Origin of the sequence: Enterobacter cloacae complex sp. P42RS (genome assembly GCF_014930595.1) — a bacterium.
GTDB classification, from domain to species: domain Bacteria; phylum Pseudomonadota; class Gammaproteobacteria; order Enterobacterales; family Enterobacteriaceae; genus Enterobacter; species Enterobacter bugandensis.
The window spans coordinates 14,155-29,082 of the sequence record NZ_JADBRK010000021.1; the positions used below are offsets into that span (position 1 = coordinate 14,155).

At 58.7% G+C, this 14,928-nt stretch carries 12 protein-coding genes; 3 read left to right on the forward strand and 9 right to left on the reverse strand.

The annotated features are described in order from the left end of the window. Nucleotides 1-24: 24 nt before the first annotated feature. Nucleotides 25-603 (reverse strand): D-sedoheptulose 7-phosphate isomerase, encoded by a 579-nt coding sequence (gene lpcA, locus IM314_RS19160; protein ID WP_003863232.1) that lies wholly within the window; start codon nucleotides 601-603, stop codon nucleotides 25-27. A gap of 239 nt (nucleotides 604-842) precedes the next feature. Here lpcA and fadE point away from each other — a divergent pair, with 239 nt between their 5' ends. Next, nucleotides 843-3,287 carry an acyl-CoA dehydrogenase FadE gene (gene fadE, locus IM314_RS19165; protein ID WP_028012072.1) on the forward strand — a complete coding sequence of 815 codons (2,445 nt, stop codon included), beginning with the start codon at nucleotides 843-845 and terminating at the stop codon, nucleotides 3,285-3,287. A gap of 108 nt (nucleotides 3,288-3,395) precedes the next feature. Further along, nucleotides 3,396-4,166 carry an amidohydrolase gene (locus IM314_RS19170; protein WP_041911141.1) on the forward strand — a complete coding sequence of 257 codons (771 nt, stop codon included), beginning with the start codon at nucleotides 3,396-3,398 and terminating at the stop codon, nucleotides 4,164-4,166. Nucleotides 4,167-4,222: 56 nt separating this feature from the next. Here the strand turns inward: IM314_RS19170 and IM314_RS19175 are convergent, their stop codons facing one another. The 8 genes from IM314_RS19175 to IM314_RS19210 form a co-directional block, all read right to left on the reverse strand. Beyond that, the gene (locus IM314_RS19175; RefSeq protein ID WP_193358889.1) at nucleotides 4,223-5,824 is read right to left on the reverse strand and encodes a gamma-glutamyltransferase family protein; all 1,602 of its coding nucleotides are present in this window, start codon (nucleotides 5,822-5,824) and stop codon (nucleotides 4,223-4,225) included. 9 nt (nucleotides 5,825-5,833) lie between these two features. Then, nucleotides 5,834-6,709, reverse strand: a complete 876-nt coding sequence (locus IM314_RS19180; RefSeq protein WP_193358849.1) for an ABC transporter permease — start codon at nucleotides 6,707-6,709, stop codon at nucleotides 5,834-5,836. A gap of 2 nt (nucleotides 6,710-6,711) precedes the next feature. After that, nucleotides 6,712-7,653, reverse strand: coding sequence for an ABC transporter permease (locus tag IM314_RS19185; protein ID WP_028012068.1), 942 nt, complete (start codon nucleotides 7,651-7,653; stop codon nucleotides 6,712-6,714). 18 nt (nucleotides 7,654-7,671) lie between these two features. Further along, entirely contained in the window at nucleotides 7,672-9,186 is a 1,515-nt protein-coding gene (locus IM314_RS19190; RefSeq protein ID WP_028012067.1) for an ABC transporter substrate-binding protein, read from the reverse strand. A 2-nt stretch (nucleotides 9,187-9,188) separates the two neighbouring features. Next, entirely contained in the window at nucleotides 9,189-10,271 is a 1,083-nt protein-coding gene (locus IM314_RS19195; RefSeq protein WP_193358848.1) for an ABC transporter ATP-binding protein, read from the reverse strand. Next, on the reverse strand, nucleotides 10,268-11,281 hold the full coding sequence (locus tag IM314_RS19200; protein WP_193357437.1) for an ABC transporter ATP-binding protein: 1,014 nt from the start codon (nucleotides 11,279-11,281) through the stop codon (nucleotides 10,268-10,270). Before IM314_RS19200 ends, IM314_RS19195 begins: the two co-directional genes overlap by 4 nt. Beyond that, on the reverse strand, nucleotides 11,278-11,997 hold the full coding sequence (locus IM314_RS19205; RefSeq protein ID WP_193358847.1) for a FadR/GntR family transcriptional regulator: 720 nt from the start codon (nucleotides 11,995-11,997) through the stop codon (nucleotides 11,278-11,280). The genes IM314_RS19200 and IM314_RS19205 overlap by 4 nt, the downstream gene beginning before the upstream one ends. A gap of 365 nt (nucleotides 11,998-12,362) precedes the next feature. Then, the gene (locus IM314_RS19210) at nucleotides 12,363-14,192 is read right to left on the reverse strand and encodes a glycosyl hydrolase family 18 protein (protein ID WP_193358846.1); all 1,830 of its coding nucleotides are present in this window, start codon (nucleotides 14,190-14,192) and stop codon (nucleotides 12,363-12,365) included. A 316-nt stretch (nucleotides 14,193-14,508) separates the two neighbouring features. Between IM314_RS19210 and gspG the strand changes: the two genes are divergently transcribed. Next, entirely contained in the window at nucleotides 14,509-14,928 is a 420-nt protein-coding gene (gene gspG / locus IM314_RS19215; RefSeq protein ID WP_045630682.1) for a type II secretion system major pseudopilin GspG, read from the forward strand.

Sequence of the window (14,928 nt, forward strand, 5' to 3'; positions counted from 1 at the left end):
TGGGGATATGCCCCCAGCGAAGTCTTACTTAACCATCTCTTTTTCGATCAGCTGGATCAGGATGTGGATCACTTTGATGTGAATTTCCTGAACGCGATCAGCATAGCCGAAGTGCGGAACGCGAATTTCGATATCCGCCGTACCGTCCATCTTACCGCCATCTTTCCCGGTCAGGGTGATGACCTTCATCCCTTTTTCGCGCGCGGCGGCGATCGCTTTGATCACGTTGGCGGAGTTACCGGAGGTAGAGATACCCAGCAGCACGTCGCCTTCACGGCCTACTGCCTCAACGTAGCGGGAAAAGATGTGGTCGTAACCGAAGTCGTTGCCTACGCAGGAGATGTGGCTCACGTCGGAAATCGCAATCGCCGGGTAGCCCGGACGGTTTTCGCGATAGCGTCCGGTCAGCTCTTCGGCGAAGTGCATGGCGTCACAGTGGGAACCGCCGTTACCGCAGGAGAGCACTTTGCCACCGGCCTTAAAACTGTCGGCCAGCAGGACCGCCGCGCGCTGAATAGCGTGAATATTGGCATCATCTTTCAGAAAGTTCGCCAGCGTTTCCGCCGCTTCGTTCAGTTCGTTACGAATAAGATCCTGGTACATGAGGATAATCCTTCAGTATTGATGAAATAACACAGTGGAGTGTACCGGATAGCGGGAAAAGCGAGAAGCTAAAGCCATGCGAATCGTCCGGCGTTTTGATTTTTTGTGCCGACGAAAACGCGAACAATGTGAACCAGGTTGTAATTATTTTGTAAACACATTGCTAAAGGAATTCACATCAACTACAACCATATCATCACAAGTGGTCAGACCTCCTACAAGCAAGGGAGCTTTTCTTTATGATGATTTTGAGCATTCTCGCAACCGTTGTACTGCTCGGTGTGTTGTTCTATCACCGCGTCAGTTTATTCCTGAGCAGCCTGATTCTTCTGGCCTGGACGGCTGCGCTTGGCGTCGCAGGTCTCTGGAATATCTGGATTTTGGTCCCTCTTGCCATCATTCTGCTGCCGTTTAACCTGGCCCCGATGCGTAAGTCGATGATCTCCGCGCCGGTATTTAAAGGCTTCCGCAAAGTGATGCCGCCGATGTCGCGCACCGAGAAAGAAGCGATTGATGCGGGCACCACCTGGTGGGAAGGCGACCTGTTCCAGGGTAACCCGGACTGGAAAAAGCTGCACAACTATCCGCAGCCGCGCCTGACCGCCGAAGAACAGGCCTTTATTGACGGCCCGGTGGAAGAAGCGTGCCGCATGGCGAACGACTTTGCTATCACCCACGAAATGGCCGACCTGCCGCCGGAGCTGTGGGCGTACCTGAAAGAGCATCGCTTCTTCGCGATGATCATTAAGAAAGAGTACGGCGGTCTTGAGTTCTCCGCTTACGCGCAGGCTCGCGTGCTGCAAAAGCTGGCGGGTGTTTCCGGGATCCTGGCGATTACCGTCGGCGTACCGAACTCCTTAGGCCCGGGCGAACTGCTGCAGCATTACGGTACGGAAGAGCAGAAAGATCACTATCTGCCGCGACTGGCGCGCGGTCAGGAAATCCCGTGCTTCGCGCTGACCAGCCCGGAAGCAGGCTCCGATGCAGGCGCAATCCCGGATACCGGCGTGGTCTGTATGGGCGAGTGGCAGGGCCAGCAGGTGCTGGGCATGCGCCTGACCTGGAACAAACGCTATATCACCCTGGCGCCTATCGCCACCGTGCTGGGCCTGGCCTTTAAGCTCTCCGACCCGGAAAAACTGCTGGGCGGTGAAGAGGATCTGGGCATTACCTGCGCGCTGATCCCAACCTCGACGCCGGGCGTTGAAATTGGCCGTCGTCACTTCCCGCTGAACGTGCCGTTCCAGAACGGCCCGACCCGCGGCCAGGATATCTTCGTGCCGATTGACTACATCATCGGCGGCCCGAAAATGGCCGGTCAGGGCTGGCGCATGCTGGTGGAATGTCTGTCGGTGGGTCGCGGTATTACCCTGCCGTCGAACTCAACCGGTGGCCTGAAGTCCGTCGCGATGGGAATTGGCGCTTATGCCCACATTCGCCGTCAGTTCAAAATCTCCATTGGCAAGATGGAAGGTATCGAAGAGCCGCTGGCGCGCATCGCGGGCAACGCCTACGTGATGGACGCCGCTGCATCCCTGATTACCTATGGCATCATGCTGGGCGAAAAACCGGCCGTGCTGTCCGCGATTGTGAAGTACCACTGTACCCACCGCGCGCAGCAGTCGATCATTGACGCGATGGATATCGCGGGCGGTAAAGGTATTATGCTCGGCGAAGGCAACTTCCTGGCGCGCGGCTATCAGGGCGCCCCGATTGCCATCACCGTGGAAGGGGCCAACATCCTGACCCGCAGCATGATGATCTTCGGCCAGGGTGCGATTCGCTGCCATCCGTACGTGCTGGAAGAGATGGCCGCTGCGCAGAATAACGACGTGGACGCCTTCGACAAACTGCTGTTCAAACATATCGGTCACGTGGGCAGCAACAAGGTGCGGAGCTTCTGGCTGGGCCTGACGCGCGGCCTGACCAGCGCGACGCCAACCGGCGATGCGACCAAACGTTACTACCAGCATCTGAACCGTCTGAGCGCCAACCTGGCTCTGCTGTCTGATGTTTCCATGGCGGTGCTGGGCGGTAGCCTGAAGCGTCGCGAGCGTATCTCCGCCCGTCTGGGCGACGTGCTGAGCCAGATCTTCCTGGCCTCTGCGGTGCTGAAACGCTACGACGACGAAGGCCGTCAGGAAGCGGATCTGCCGCTGGTGCACTGGGGCGTGCAGGATGCGATGTATCAGGCGGAACAGGCGATTGACGACCTGCTGGCGAACTTCCCGAACCGCTTCGTGGCTGGCGCTCTGCGCGTGGTGATCTTCCCGACCGGTCGTCATCATCTGGCGCCGTCCGACAAGCTGGACCACAAAGTGGCGAAGATCCTGCAGGTTCCGAGCGCCACCCGCTCCCGCATTGGCCGCGGTCAGTATCTGGCGCCAACGCCGCATAACCCGGTGGGCCTGCTGGAAGAGGCGCTGCTGGACGTGATGGCCGCCGACCCGATTCACCAGAAAATCTGCAAACAGCTGGGTAAAAACCTGCCGTTTACCCGTCTGGACGAACTGGCGAAACAGGCGCTGGCCGGTGGCATTATCAATAACGACGAAGCTGCGCTGCTGGTGAAAGCCGAAGAGAGCCGTCTGCGCAGTATTAACGTGGATGATTTCGAACCGGAAGAGCTGGCGACGCAGCCGGTAAAGCTGCCGGAGAAGCACCGCAAACCTGAAGCGGCATAACCCGCTTCGCTCTGACAAACCCCGCCCGGTGCGGGGTTTTTTATTGCCACATTTTCTCGTAATGACGTGCTACAGTGTCAAAAAGGGGTCGTTTGAGGAGTCTGTATCGTGCCTGGTTTGAAGATTTCGATTTTGCAGCAGCCTTTAGTGTGGATGGATGGCCCTGCCAACCTGCGCCACTTTGATCGTCAACTGGAAGAGATTACCGGGCGAGATGTGATTGTCCTGCCGGAGATGTTTACCACCGGCTTTGCGATGGAAGCGGCGAAACAGTCGATGCCCCAGGAAGAGGTGGTCGCCTGGATGCATGCCAAAGCGCAGCAAACCAACGCGCTGATCGCCGGGAGCGCCGCACTGCAGACGGAACGCGGCCCGGTGAACCGCTTCCTGCTGGTTGAGCCGGAAGGAAAGGTGCATTTTTACGATAAACGCCACCTGTTCCGCATGGCCGATGAACATCATCATTATGAAGCCGGTAACGAACGCGTGGTGTTCGAGTGGCGCGGCTGGCGCATCCTGCCGCTGGTCTGCTACGACCTGCGCTTCCCGGTATGGTCGCGCAACCGCAACGATTACGACCTGGCGCTGTACGTCGCCAACTGGCCCGCGCCGCGCTCGCTGCACTGGCAGGCGCTGCTGGTGGCTCGCGCGATTGAGAACCAGGCGTACGTGGTGGGCTGTAACCGCGTGGGGACGGACGGCAACGGCCACCACTATCGCGGCGACAGCCGGGTGGTGAACCCGCAGGGCGAGATTATTGCCACCGCCGAGCCGCATCAGGCGACGCGCATTGATGCGGAGCTGTCGTTGACGGCGCTGAAGGAGTATCGGGAGAAGTTTCCGGCCTGGCAGGATGCGGATCCGTTTAGCATTGGGTGAAAAAATGCCGGGTGGCGGCTACGCCTTACCCGGCCTACCAATGTTGCTCGCTTCTTTTAACTCACTAACGCCTGCCCGTCCTTGCGGCTTTCCGTCGCGGCCACGTAGTGCCCTTCCGGCATACGATAGATCACCTGCGCACCGCCGAAGTTGTAATCCTGGAGCGGATCTTCCACCACGATCTTATGCCCGCGCTCGCGCAGCGCGGCAATGGTGTTGCGATCGAACGTCGATTCAACAATCACTTCCCTGCCCTGCACCACGCGCCAGCGCGGCGCGTCGATGGCCGCCTGCGGGTTTTGCCCGTGCAGCATAATGCGCAGCGCCATCTGCATATGCCCCTGCGCCTGCATCGGGCCGCCCATCACGCCGAAGGACATCAGCGGCTGGCCGTTGCCGTCCATCGCAAAGCCCGGAATGATGGTGTGGAAAGGACGCTTGCTGCCCGCCAGCGCGTTCGGGTGTTTGGGATCGAGCACAAAGCCGCAGCCGCGGTTTTGCAGGCTGATTCCGGTATCCGGCACCACAATGCCTGAACCGAAGCCCATAAAGTTGGACTGGATAAACGAAACCATCATCCCGCTGGCGTCCGCGGTGCTGATGTAGACCGTGCCGCTCTGCGTCGGTGATCCGTACACAAAGTCAGAGGCGTTATCGCGATCGATAAGCGCCGCACGCGACTTCAGATAGTGGTCGCTCAGCAGCTCTTTTGCTGCGAACTCCATATGTTCTTCATCCGCCACGTAGCGGTCGAGATCCGCCAGCGCCAGCTTCATGGCTTCAATGGATAAGTGCAGAGACTGCACGGAGTCCGGATGATGTTTCTCAATGCCGCACTGCTCCAGAATACCGAGCGCAATCAGCGTGGCGATCCCCTGCCCGTTTGGCGGCAGCTCCTGTACCGAGCCGCCCGCGAAGTCGCGCGACAGCAGGTCAACCCAGTCCACGCGATGGTTTGCCAGATCTTCCGCTGACAGGTGCGCGCCATGCTCCTGGGCGAAGGCGGCGATTTTCTGCGCCAGCTCACCACGGTAAAAGGCTTCACCGTTGGTTTTGGCAATCAGCTCCAGCGAATGAGCCTGCGCTGGATTACGGAAGATCTCCCCCACGCGCGGGGCGCGGCCTTCCGGCGCGAAGCAGGCGCTAAAGCCCGGCTGATCTTTCAGCTTGTTATAGCCGCGCTGCCAGAGATGACCAATCAGCGGCGAGACCGGGAAGCCGTTGCGCGCGTAGTCAATCGCAGGCTGCGCCAGCGTGGTCAGCGGTAGCGTGCCGAAGCGTTCTGCCAGGGCCACCCAGCCCGACACCGCACCCGGCACCGTCACCGCGTCCCAGCCGATTTCCGGCACTGCGCTTTTACCGGCAAACAGATCCGCATGCCAGCTGGCCGGCGAGCGCCCGGACGCGTTCAGGCCGTGAAGTTTTTCACCGTCCCAGACGATGGCAAAGGCGTCGCTGCCGATGCCGTTGCCGGTCGGCTCAACAACGGTCAGCGCCATGGCGGTGGCAATGGCCGCATCGACGGCGTTGCCACCCAGCTGCAGCATTTTCATTCCCGCCTGCGCCGCCAGCGGCTGCGAAGTGGCAACGGCGTTGTGGCCCATCATCGGCGGGCGGCGTGAAGCGTAACCGGATGTAAAATCAAGCGCTTTGGTCATCATGACTCCTTAGTCGTGGCGCGGATCGAGCGCATCGCGCAGCCCGTCGCCAAGTAAATTAAAGCCCTGCACGGCAAGGAAAATCGCCACGCCGGGGAAAACGGACATCCACGGCGCCTGCTCAAGGAAACCTTTCGCGGTATTGAGCATGGACCCCCAGGACGGATTGGGCGGCTGCTGCCCCAGCCCTAAAAACGACAGGCTGGCTTCGGCAATAATCGCCGAGGCAATGGCCAGCGTGGCCTGAACCAGGATCGGCGACATCACGTTTGGCAGAACGTATTTAATGATGATCCAGAGATCCGGCAGGCCTATCGCCCGCGCGCCGTCGATGTACTCTTCGTTGCGAATGGCGATCACCTGCCCGCGCGTCAGGCGGGCGAAGATCGGCATCGCCGAAAGACCGATGGCGATCATCGCATTGGTCAGGCTCGGGCCTAAAAATGCCCCCAGCGCGATCGCCATGATCAGGAACGGACAGGCCAGCAGCGCCTCGATAAAGCGCGAGATGACGCCGTCCCACATCTTCTGGAAGTAGCCCGCCACCAGCCCCAGCGGCACGCCGATGACCACCGCGATAACCACCGACATACAGCCCGCCATCAGCGAGGTTCGCGCTCCCCAGATAATGCGGGACAAAATGTCGCGCCCCAGCTCGTCGGTGCCGAACCAGTACATCGCTGACGGCGCTTTGCGCACCGCAAGGAAGTTGGCTTTAACCGGATCAAACGGGGCGATCCACGGCGCCAGCAGCGCCACCAGCACAAAGAAACCCACCACAAGCGCGCCAATCACCGCGCTTTTATTGCCGAGGAATTTCTTCAGCACCCGGTTCTGCGCGCGCGGCAGCGCGGGGGCTACGGTTTGCGTCGTCAGTTCCGCCATCGTTAACCTCGCATTTTCGGGTTGATAAGGACGTAAAGCACGTCGGCCAGCAGGTTGAGCAGCAGGAAGCCGATCGCCACGATCAGCACCACGCCCTGCACCACCGCGTAGTCACGGTTGAACACCGAGTCGACGATCATCTTGCCAAAGCCCGGAATGGTGAACACCTGCTCGGTCAGCACCGCGCCGCCCAGCAGCTCGCCGAACAGCAGCGTGGTGAGGGTGATCACCGGCACCAGCGCGTTGCGAAACGCGTGCTTTAGAATGACCGCCTTCGGCAGCAGCCCCTTGGCGCGTGCGGTACGGATATAATCCGCTTTCAGCACCGCAATCATCGACGCGCGGGTATGGCGCATCAGCGTCGCCGCCAGCCCGGTTCCGAGCACGGACGCGGGCAGCAGCAGCGTGCGCAGGTTCTGAAGCGGATCTTCACTGAACGGCACGTAGCCGGACGCGGGCAGCCACTGCAGGTTCACCGAGAAGACCAGAATCAGCAGGATCCCCAGCCAGAAGTGGGGAATAGAGATCCCTGAGATCGCCACGAAGTTCGCCCCGTGATCGACCCAGCTGTTTTTGTTCACCGCCGCAAGGATCCCCATGCTGATGCCAAACACCAGCGCAATAATCATCGCCAGCAGCGACAGCTCCAGCGTAACCGGCAGCTTGCTGGCGATAAGCTCGGTCACCGGCTCGTGCGTGCGCAAGGAGACGCCCAAATCGCCCTGCAGCGCCCGCGTCAGCCAGTGGAAATACTGAACCGGGATTGGTGCATCCAGGTTCAGCTCCGCGCGCAGCTGGGCGATCACCGCCGGATCGCGTTCCTCACCGGCCATCGCAATCAGCGGGTCGCCGGGCAGCAGCTTTTGCAGCCCGAACACCATCATGCTCACCAGCAGTAGCGTCGGGACGGCCAGCAGCAGACGTTTGCAAATCAGTTCCAGCATGGGTTCTCCTCAGGACGTTTATTTCGCCAGCGTCAAACCCGCCAGACGCACGATGCCGTCCGGGTAAGGCTTAAAGCCCTGCACGCGCTTGTTCAGGCCAAAAATGCGCGGCTCGAAGTAGAGGTAGGCAATCGGCATATCGGTTTGCAGCTGCTTCACCACCTTGTCATACAGCGGCTGGCGGGCGGCCTGGTCGGTGCTCTGGCGCGCCTGCGTCAGCCACTCATCGACCTGCGCGTTGCTGTAACGGCCATCGTTAAGCGTGCCGTTGCTGTGGATAAAGCCGTAGATGCTGCCGTCCGGATCCGGGCGACCCGACCAGCCGGAGAAGCTCAGCTGATAATCACCGCTCTGCTGGCGATCCAGCAGCGTGGCAAATTCGGTCATCTGCAGGTTCAGCGTGAAGCCGGCCTCGGCGACCATCGCCTGCAATACCTGACCCACCTGCTGCGAGGTTGGGTTGTTCGGCACCAGCAGGTTGACGGTCAGCGGCGCGGTGACGCCTGCCGCTTTGAGCAGTGCTTTGGCTTTATCAACGTCGCGCGGCGGAACCGGCAGATTCACGTGATACGGGCTCACCGTCGAAAACGCCTGGTTGGCTGGCGTATACAGCCCTTCGAAGACCACCTGGTTTAACGCATCGCGGTCGATGGCCTGAGAAAACGCCTCGCGCACGCGGGCATCTTTGAACGGATCGTTCGCCGGGACCTTGCCGTTGTTAATATTGAAGGTGATCCCCTGATAGCCCAGGCCGGTGACCTTCGCCAGCGCCAGCTTGCTGTCGGCTTCGACGGTTTTGACGTCGCTGGCGGCGATGCCTTCGGTCAGATCCAGATCGCCCGCGCGCAGGTTCGCGAGGCGCACGGAGGCATCCGGGATCGGCAGATAGATAATTTTGTCGAAGTGGTAGGCGCCTTTGTTCCAGTAGTTGTCGAAGCGGGTCAGAACGATGCGGTCCTGCGACACGCGGCTGTCGAACTTGTACGGGCCGGAACAGACAGGATGGGCGGCAAAGTCAGGCTTTTTCGCGGCCTCGGGCGCCATCATCGCGCCCGCGCGGTCGGTAAGCTGCATCAGCAGCGCGGCGTCCGGCGTTTTAAGGTGCAGCGCTATCTGCATCGGGCCGGTGACCTCTACCGATTCCACGGAGGAGATCTCGCTTTTCCGCAGGGAGCCTTTGAGGGTCAGGGCGCGGTCCAGGTTGTATTTCGCGGCGGCGGCATCGAATTTCTCTCCGTCATGGAAGGTCACGCCTTCGCGCAGATCCATGGTCAGCGTTTTGCCGTCGGCGCTCCAGGCCCACGATTTCGCGAGACCTGGCACGACCTTCAGATGCTCGTCGACGTCCACCAGCCTGTCGCACAGGGAGGCAAACACGAAGCGGCCATAGTAGGTGCGCGCCAGGTGCGGGTCGAGCATGTCCGGGTCTGCTCCCAGGCCGATTCGCAGCACGCTTTCAGAATGGGCGGGCAGCGCCGCGCCAAGCAACATAACACTTCCCAGTACGGTCAAAAGAGAATTACGCATTGTCATTATCATGAGTTCCTTGAAGGAAGGGAGGAGTGAGTGGCCGCGTGTTCAAACAGCGCGCGGCGGCGCAGAAAGGCTGCGGATGGCGGTGCGATCTGGATAACGCTGCGATCGCGGTTAATTTCCTGCCAGCGGTGGCAGGCAACCTGACGCCCGCCGTCGAGCACCTGATTAATCGGCTCGACCTGGCGGCATTCGTCGGTGACGTACGGGCAGCGGGTGTGGAAGCGACAGCCCGACGGCGGGTTAGCCGGGTTCGGCAGATCCCCCTGCAGCAGCGGCGCGTCGCGCTCAACGCCCGGCTGCATCTGCGGCGCCGATGCGATCAGCGCCTGGGTGTAAGGGTGCAGCGGTGCGTCAAAGATCTCGTCGACGGTGGCAAGCTCAACGATTTGCCCAAGGTACATCACCGCCACGCGGTCGCTCATGTGGCGGATCACCGCCAGACCGTGGGCGACGATCACCATCGTCAGCCCCAGCTGGTGCTTCAGGCTCTCCAGCAGATTTACCACCTGCGCCTGCACCGACACATCCAGCGCGGAAACCGGCTCGTCGCCCAGCAGCAGCTTTGGCCCCGAAGCCAGCGCGCGCGCAATGCCGATACGCTGGCGCTGCCCGCCGGAAAACTCGTGCGGATAGCGCCCGGCCCAGGCGGCAGGCAGGCCAACGATCTTGAGCAGCTCCGCGACGCGGTACTGACGATCCGCTTTCTTCATGTTCTGGTGCAGCCACAGCGGCTCACCGACGATCTGCTCCACCGTCATGCGCGGATTCAGCGAGGCAAAAGGATCCTGAAAAATAATCTGCAGTTCGCGCCGGAGCTGATTAAGGCGCGCGCCAGTCGCGTGAGTGATCTCCTCGCCCTGATAAAACACGCGCCCTTCGCTGGCTGCCAGAAGGCGCAGCAGCAAGCGGCCCAGCGTGGATTTCCCGGAGCCAGATTCGCCTACGATAGCGAGCGTTTCCCCTGGCATAACGGAAAGGGAAACGCGATCAACAGCGGTGACAAAACGCGCCGGAGTAAACAGTTTTTTCGTGCCAGGGAACATCTTGCTGAGGTCGCGAGCTTCAAGAATGGGCGTGGTCATGCGGTCTCTCCCAGGGCGATGTGGTGTTCGAGCGGCACGCGGAAGCAGGCAACCTGATGGCCCGCGCCGAGCGTGGTGAGCTGCGGTTTTTCATCATGACAGCGCGACTGTGCAAACGGGCAGCGCGTCGCGAAACGGCAGCCTTGCGGCATGGATTCCGGCAGCGGGACCGTTCCGGGAATGGTGGAGAGCTGGCCTTTGCGTGCGCCCAGCGAAGGGATCGAGCCCATCAGGCCGATGGTGTACGGGTGCTGCGGATCAGCGAATATTGCCTCAACGCTTCCCTGCTCTACCACCTGCCCGGCATACATTACCGCCACCTGCTGCGCCACTTCAGCCACCACGCCCAAATCGTGAGTGATCATCAGCACCGCCGTGCCGGTTTCCTCTTTTAGGGTGTTCAGCAGGGTCAGGATTTGCGCCTGGATGGTGACGTCGAGCGCGGTGGTCGGCTCATCGGCAATCAGCAGTTTAGGGTGGTTGATCAGGGCCATGGCAATCATCACGCGCTGGCGCATGCCGCCGGAAAGCTGGTGCGGATACGCCTTGAGGCGCATCTCTGCCGCCGGGATCTGCACCTTCTCAAGGATCTGCAGCGCGACCTTCATCGCCTCCGGGCGCGTAACGTTCTGGTGACGCATGACCGCTTCACTGAGCTGATCGCCTAACGTGAAGGCCGGATTAAGCGAGGTCATCGGCTCCTGGAAAATCATCGCCAGCTCGCTCCCACGCAGATCGGCATACTCCCGCTGGGAGAGCTTGCGCAGGTCGTGGCGGCGAAACTGCATCTCGCCGCTGACAATCTGCGCGCTGGCGGGCAGTAAACCCATCAGCGCCAGTGAGGTGATACTTTTCCCGCAGCCGGACTCCCCCACCAGCGCCAGCGTTTCGCCCGCTTTGACCGTCAGGGAAATGCCGTCCAGGACGCTGACCGGCGAGCCGGAAAACTTAACGTTGAGATTATTCAGCCGGAGTACAGGCGTGGAGTCCTTAAACGGGATCGTCGTCATAGCGTGAAATCGTCCTCAAGGTGGATCGCCTGAATCAGGGCGTTTTGCAGGCTGAGCAGGTGTTCGCGCATGGCGGCCGCTGCTTCATTAGGCTGGCGATGGATAATCGCGGACATGATCTTGTGATGGTGGTCGTTGTAGCTGTCGACACGTTCGGGCGTGCGGGCTAATTCACGCAGATGCTGCCAGCCGGGTTCGCGCCGCACGGCGTCAATGGCGTCAAACAGGCCAAGCATCAGGCGATTACCCGCGGCCTCCGCAATGGCGCGGTGAAAGGCGCTATCCCAGAGTTCATTGAGATCGCGGTCATCCGGGCTGACCTTGTCGATGCGTTCAAGCATGCGCTGCATGAGCGCGAGGTTTTCCCTGGTGGCACGCAGTGCCGCAAGCCGGGCTAAGCCGGGTTCGATCTGTATACGAGCTTCCATCACTTCCAGCAGATTGGTCTGCTGAACCAATCCCTGAAGGGCCAGCGGTTCAACAGGGGCAGCCGGACCAATAAAGGTGCCTTTGCCCTGTTTACGCCAGATCCGCCCTTGTTCTTCCAGCACGTCCAGCGCGCGACGCACTTCGCGTCGTCCTACGCCGAGTGTTTCCGATAGCTCACGTTCCGTGGGCAGCGGAGTGCCTGGTGTTGACTCATGCTGGTTGATTAGCCCGCGCAGTTGCTCAAGCGCGGTGCTGGAATTGGCCAGAAACCGTGACGGTTTTTCCATATTGGTTCGCTCACTATCATCGTTATTTTCTTTTTATGAACGATAAGTTATTGATATGGCGTGCTACTTATCGTGCTAATGATTAAGCAATAAACGAACCAATTTTCTAATGGTTCAAAAGAGATTTAAAAAAGCGGTAGTAAATGAAGGGGTTACAGCAACGTATTGTTACAGATGCAAGCGGCATCCTGAGACGATAAAGGCCGGAAAAGAACATGAAACGCACAAAAACAGTGCAAATATTGCACTACAATAGTGCCATTGTTAATTTTTTGCACTATAAATGATAACAATAAGTTAACAAAAAGTAATAAATAAGGCGCGCTTACGCCTGAAAATGGCCCCCTTGCGAGGGCCGCGAAAGATTAAGGAACAGGCTGCCAAAGCGTCGCAGCCGCAGTCGGCGCCCAGTCGGACTGAGACGTATGCCCTTGCACGCAGCGATACTGTGTGCCGTTATACGTGACAATTTCTCCAGTCTTATAGCGCGTACCGACTTTCCACTCGCCTTCCGGCTCAGGCGTCACAGACCCCTCTTTCGTCGTGGCTTTAAGCGGTGTACTGGCGAGAGACTGATGACCTTTGGCATTTTCGGCGATCACCTGGTAGCTGTAGGTTGTTCCCGCGCGCAGGCCGCTGTCGAAGATCTGCGTTCCGCTTACGGTGAGTAACTCCGCCCCATCGCGTAGTACATGGTATTTCACCGCGTTGTCTACCGCATTCCATTTCACCGTCAGGCTGTTTTCCGTCGAAGAAACCAGGGCCAGGCCGCCTGGCGCGTCAGGACGTCCCTCTTCGACCTGTACGGTTTCTACCTTAACCACGTTGCTGCTTTCAGAGATATTGTTCGCTGCATCACGTGCTTTCACGCTGTAGTGGTACACCACACCGCCGGTCTCTACCGCATTATCGGTCCACTGGGTGTCCGTTGAAGACCCGACTTTGATGTCATTACGGTAGATGTCATATCCCACTACGCCACGGTCATCGGTGGAGGGCTGCCAGGCAAGGGTGATAGTCAAGCCATTGTTCAGCACCTTCAGTCCTGCTGGCGCAGTTGGCGCGACGGTGTCCTGCGGGCGTTCAGGCGACATCAGGTCCGCGCGCTCTTTCATTTCATTGAAATAGTCAACCTGCTGCGAGATGGACAGCTGCTGATCGTTTGAACCCAACGTCCAGATAAAGAACCCACCATAGCCGTTTTCCGCCTGCCAGCCCGCACGGTTTACGTTGTTCTGTCGGTTTTCAACAAAGCGACCTTCTGGCCCCCACTGGGAGTTGATGGTCTGACCGAGAACGATTTTGCTCTTATCACCCACTGCCCGGGCGTAGTTAGCCATCGCCACGTCATACTTAAAGCGTGGGCCGGCGTCATAGGCCATGACGTTGAAGAAATCGAAAACGTTTTTCCCCTGCGTCAGCAGCGGCAGAACTTCGCCATGGTGTGAAGAGCGAGCCGCCTCAACGAAGGAACAATTCTCGGTTACCGCGCTGTTGCGGCAGTTCTCCGGGTCAGCACCAACGTGATAGGTGGTCAGGCTCAGCAGCTTTTTGCTGCCGGACGCATTGAGCTTGCTACGAACCCGTTCAGCCAGATCCAGCAGGTTTGCGTTTTCCTCTGGCGTGACGCGATCGGGCTTTTCAAAGTCAAAATCGATGCCGTCAAGCTGAACGGTACCCGCCTTCTGGTAGTTCGCCATATTACATTTGCCTTGCCAGTCGGCGCTCAGGCATTCGCCAACCATCTCTTCCGGCTTCAGGTTCTTTTTATATACCGGGAAGTTGGTATTCAGCAGATTCACCAGATTCTGCGCCAGCGTTTCTCGCGTTTGCGCGTTATTCAGATAAGACCACATCGCGGAATACGTCTCGCCGCCGAGCGCCAGCATCATTTTTTTCTCCGGGTGCGCCAGCTTCAGCTGACTCCACACGACATAGGCTGGCGCATTAATGTACCAGGGATCATATTGTGGTACTGCAACAATATTATCGGAACTGGACAGCTTACCGCTTGCATCCCAGCCACCAAATGAAAGCAGGAACGTATCCGCTTTCACCTCTTTCATATCCTCAACGGACTCGACCGGAACGCCCCAGGAGGTCAGATAGGTGACCGCTCGCGGTGCCTGCGCCGCGAAAGCCGACTGCGCCATTAGTGCGCTACCAATTAACAGAGATAATGTAAGTTTTTTCATCAAAGTTCCTTATTGCTTTGTGATGATAGTCCTGTGGATTACCTCGCAAATTGTCTTTTTTTTTAGCGCCGAGATCGTTGGGGATAATAGAGTGGTGAATCAGGAAACCCTCCGCGTTAAATAAGAAATATCTCTCGCATTTATAATAAATACTTCAACGACAGCGCGGGATAATTCTCGCATCCTGTAAGACGCTTCTTTATTTAATTTTCCCATCTTCACCAATTAAAAAAGATGGCATACCTGTGTTCCCGCTCTTTTATCAGGGAAAATTCAGGAATTAATCACAACTATTATCCAACCAGGAACTCTCTCAATGAAATATGCAACAAACGTGATGCGAAAACAGGGTGGTTTCACCCTGCTTGAACTGCTGGTCGTGCTGATGATTATTGCGCTGCTGGCAGGATTTGTCGGGCCAAAAGTCTTCTCAAATGTCGACTCGGCTAAGGAGAAAACCGCCATGCGCCAGATGCGCTCGCTTGCTGAGGCACTCGGGCAATATCGCCTCGATACCGGCAGTTATCCAACTGAAACACAAGGTCTGAAAGCGCTGACTGAAAAGCCTTCCAACGCGCAAAACTGGAATGGCCCTTATCTTAGCCAGCATGTGCCGTTAGACCCGTGGGGCAATCCGTACCAGTGGCATAACCCCGCCCGGACAAAAGACGCCATTAATGAAGTCGAAATAACCTCCGGCGGTAAAGACGGTAAGCCTGTCACTTACGGGTTCTGA

What these genes read in the sequence shown, in the direction of transcription:
- IM314_RS19185 (WP_028012068.1), bottom strand. Translation starts at nt 7,653, where the DNA reads ATGCTGGAACTGATTTGCAAACGTCTGCTGCTGGCCGTCCCGACGCTA.
- IM314_RS19195 (WP_193358848.1), bottom strand. Translation starts at nt 10,271, where the DNA reads ATGACCACGCCCATTCTTGAAGCTCGCGACCTCAGCAAGATGTTCCCT.
- IM314_RS19175 (WP_193358889.1), bottom strand. Translation starts at nt 5,824, where the DNA reads ATGACCAAAGCGCTTGATTTTACATCCGGTTACGCTTCACGCCGCCCG.
- gspG (WP_045630682.1), top strand. Translation starts at nt 14,509, where the DNA reads ATGAAATATGCAACAAACGTGATGCGAAAACAGGGTGGTTTCACCCTG.
- IM314_RS19205 (WP_193358847.1), bottom strand. Translation starts at nt 11,997, where the DNA reads ATGGAAAAACCGTCACGGTTTCTGGCCAATTCCAGCACCGCGCTTGAG.
- IM314_RS19210 (WP_193358846.1), bottom strand. Translation starts at nt 14,192, where the DNA reads ATGAAAAAACTTACATTATCTCTGTTAATTGGTAGCGCACTAATGGCG.
- IM314_RS19200 (WP_193357437.1), bottom strand. Translation starts at nt 11,281, where the DNA reads ATGACGACGATCCCGTTTAAGGACTCCACGCCTGTACTCCGGCTGAAT.
- IM314_RS19190 (WP_028012067.1), bottom strand. Translation starts at nt 9,186, where the DNA reads ATGACAATGCGTAATTCTCTTTTGACCGTACTGGGAAGTGTTATGTTG.
- fadE (WP_028012072.1), top strand. Translation starts at nt 843, where the DNA reads ATGATGATTTTGAGCATTCTCGCAACCGTTGTACTGCTCGGTGTGTTG.
- IM314_RS19180 (WP_193358849.1), bottom strand. Translation starts at nt 6,709, where the DNA reads ATGGCGGAACTGACGACGCAAACCGTAGCCCCCGCGCTGCCGCGCGCG.
- lpcA (WP_003863232.1), bottom strand. Translation starts at nt 603, where the DNA reads ATGTACCAGGATCTTATTCGTAACGAACTGAACGAAGCGGCGGAAACG.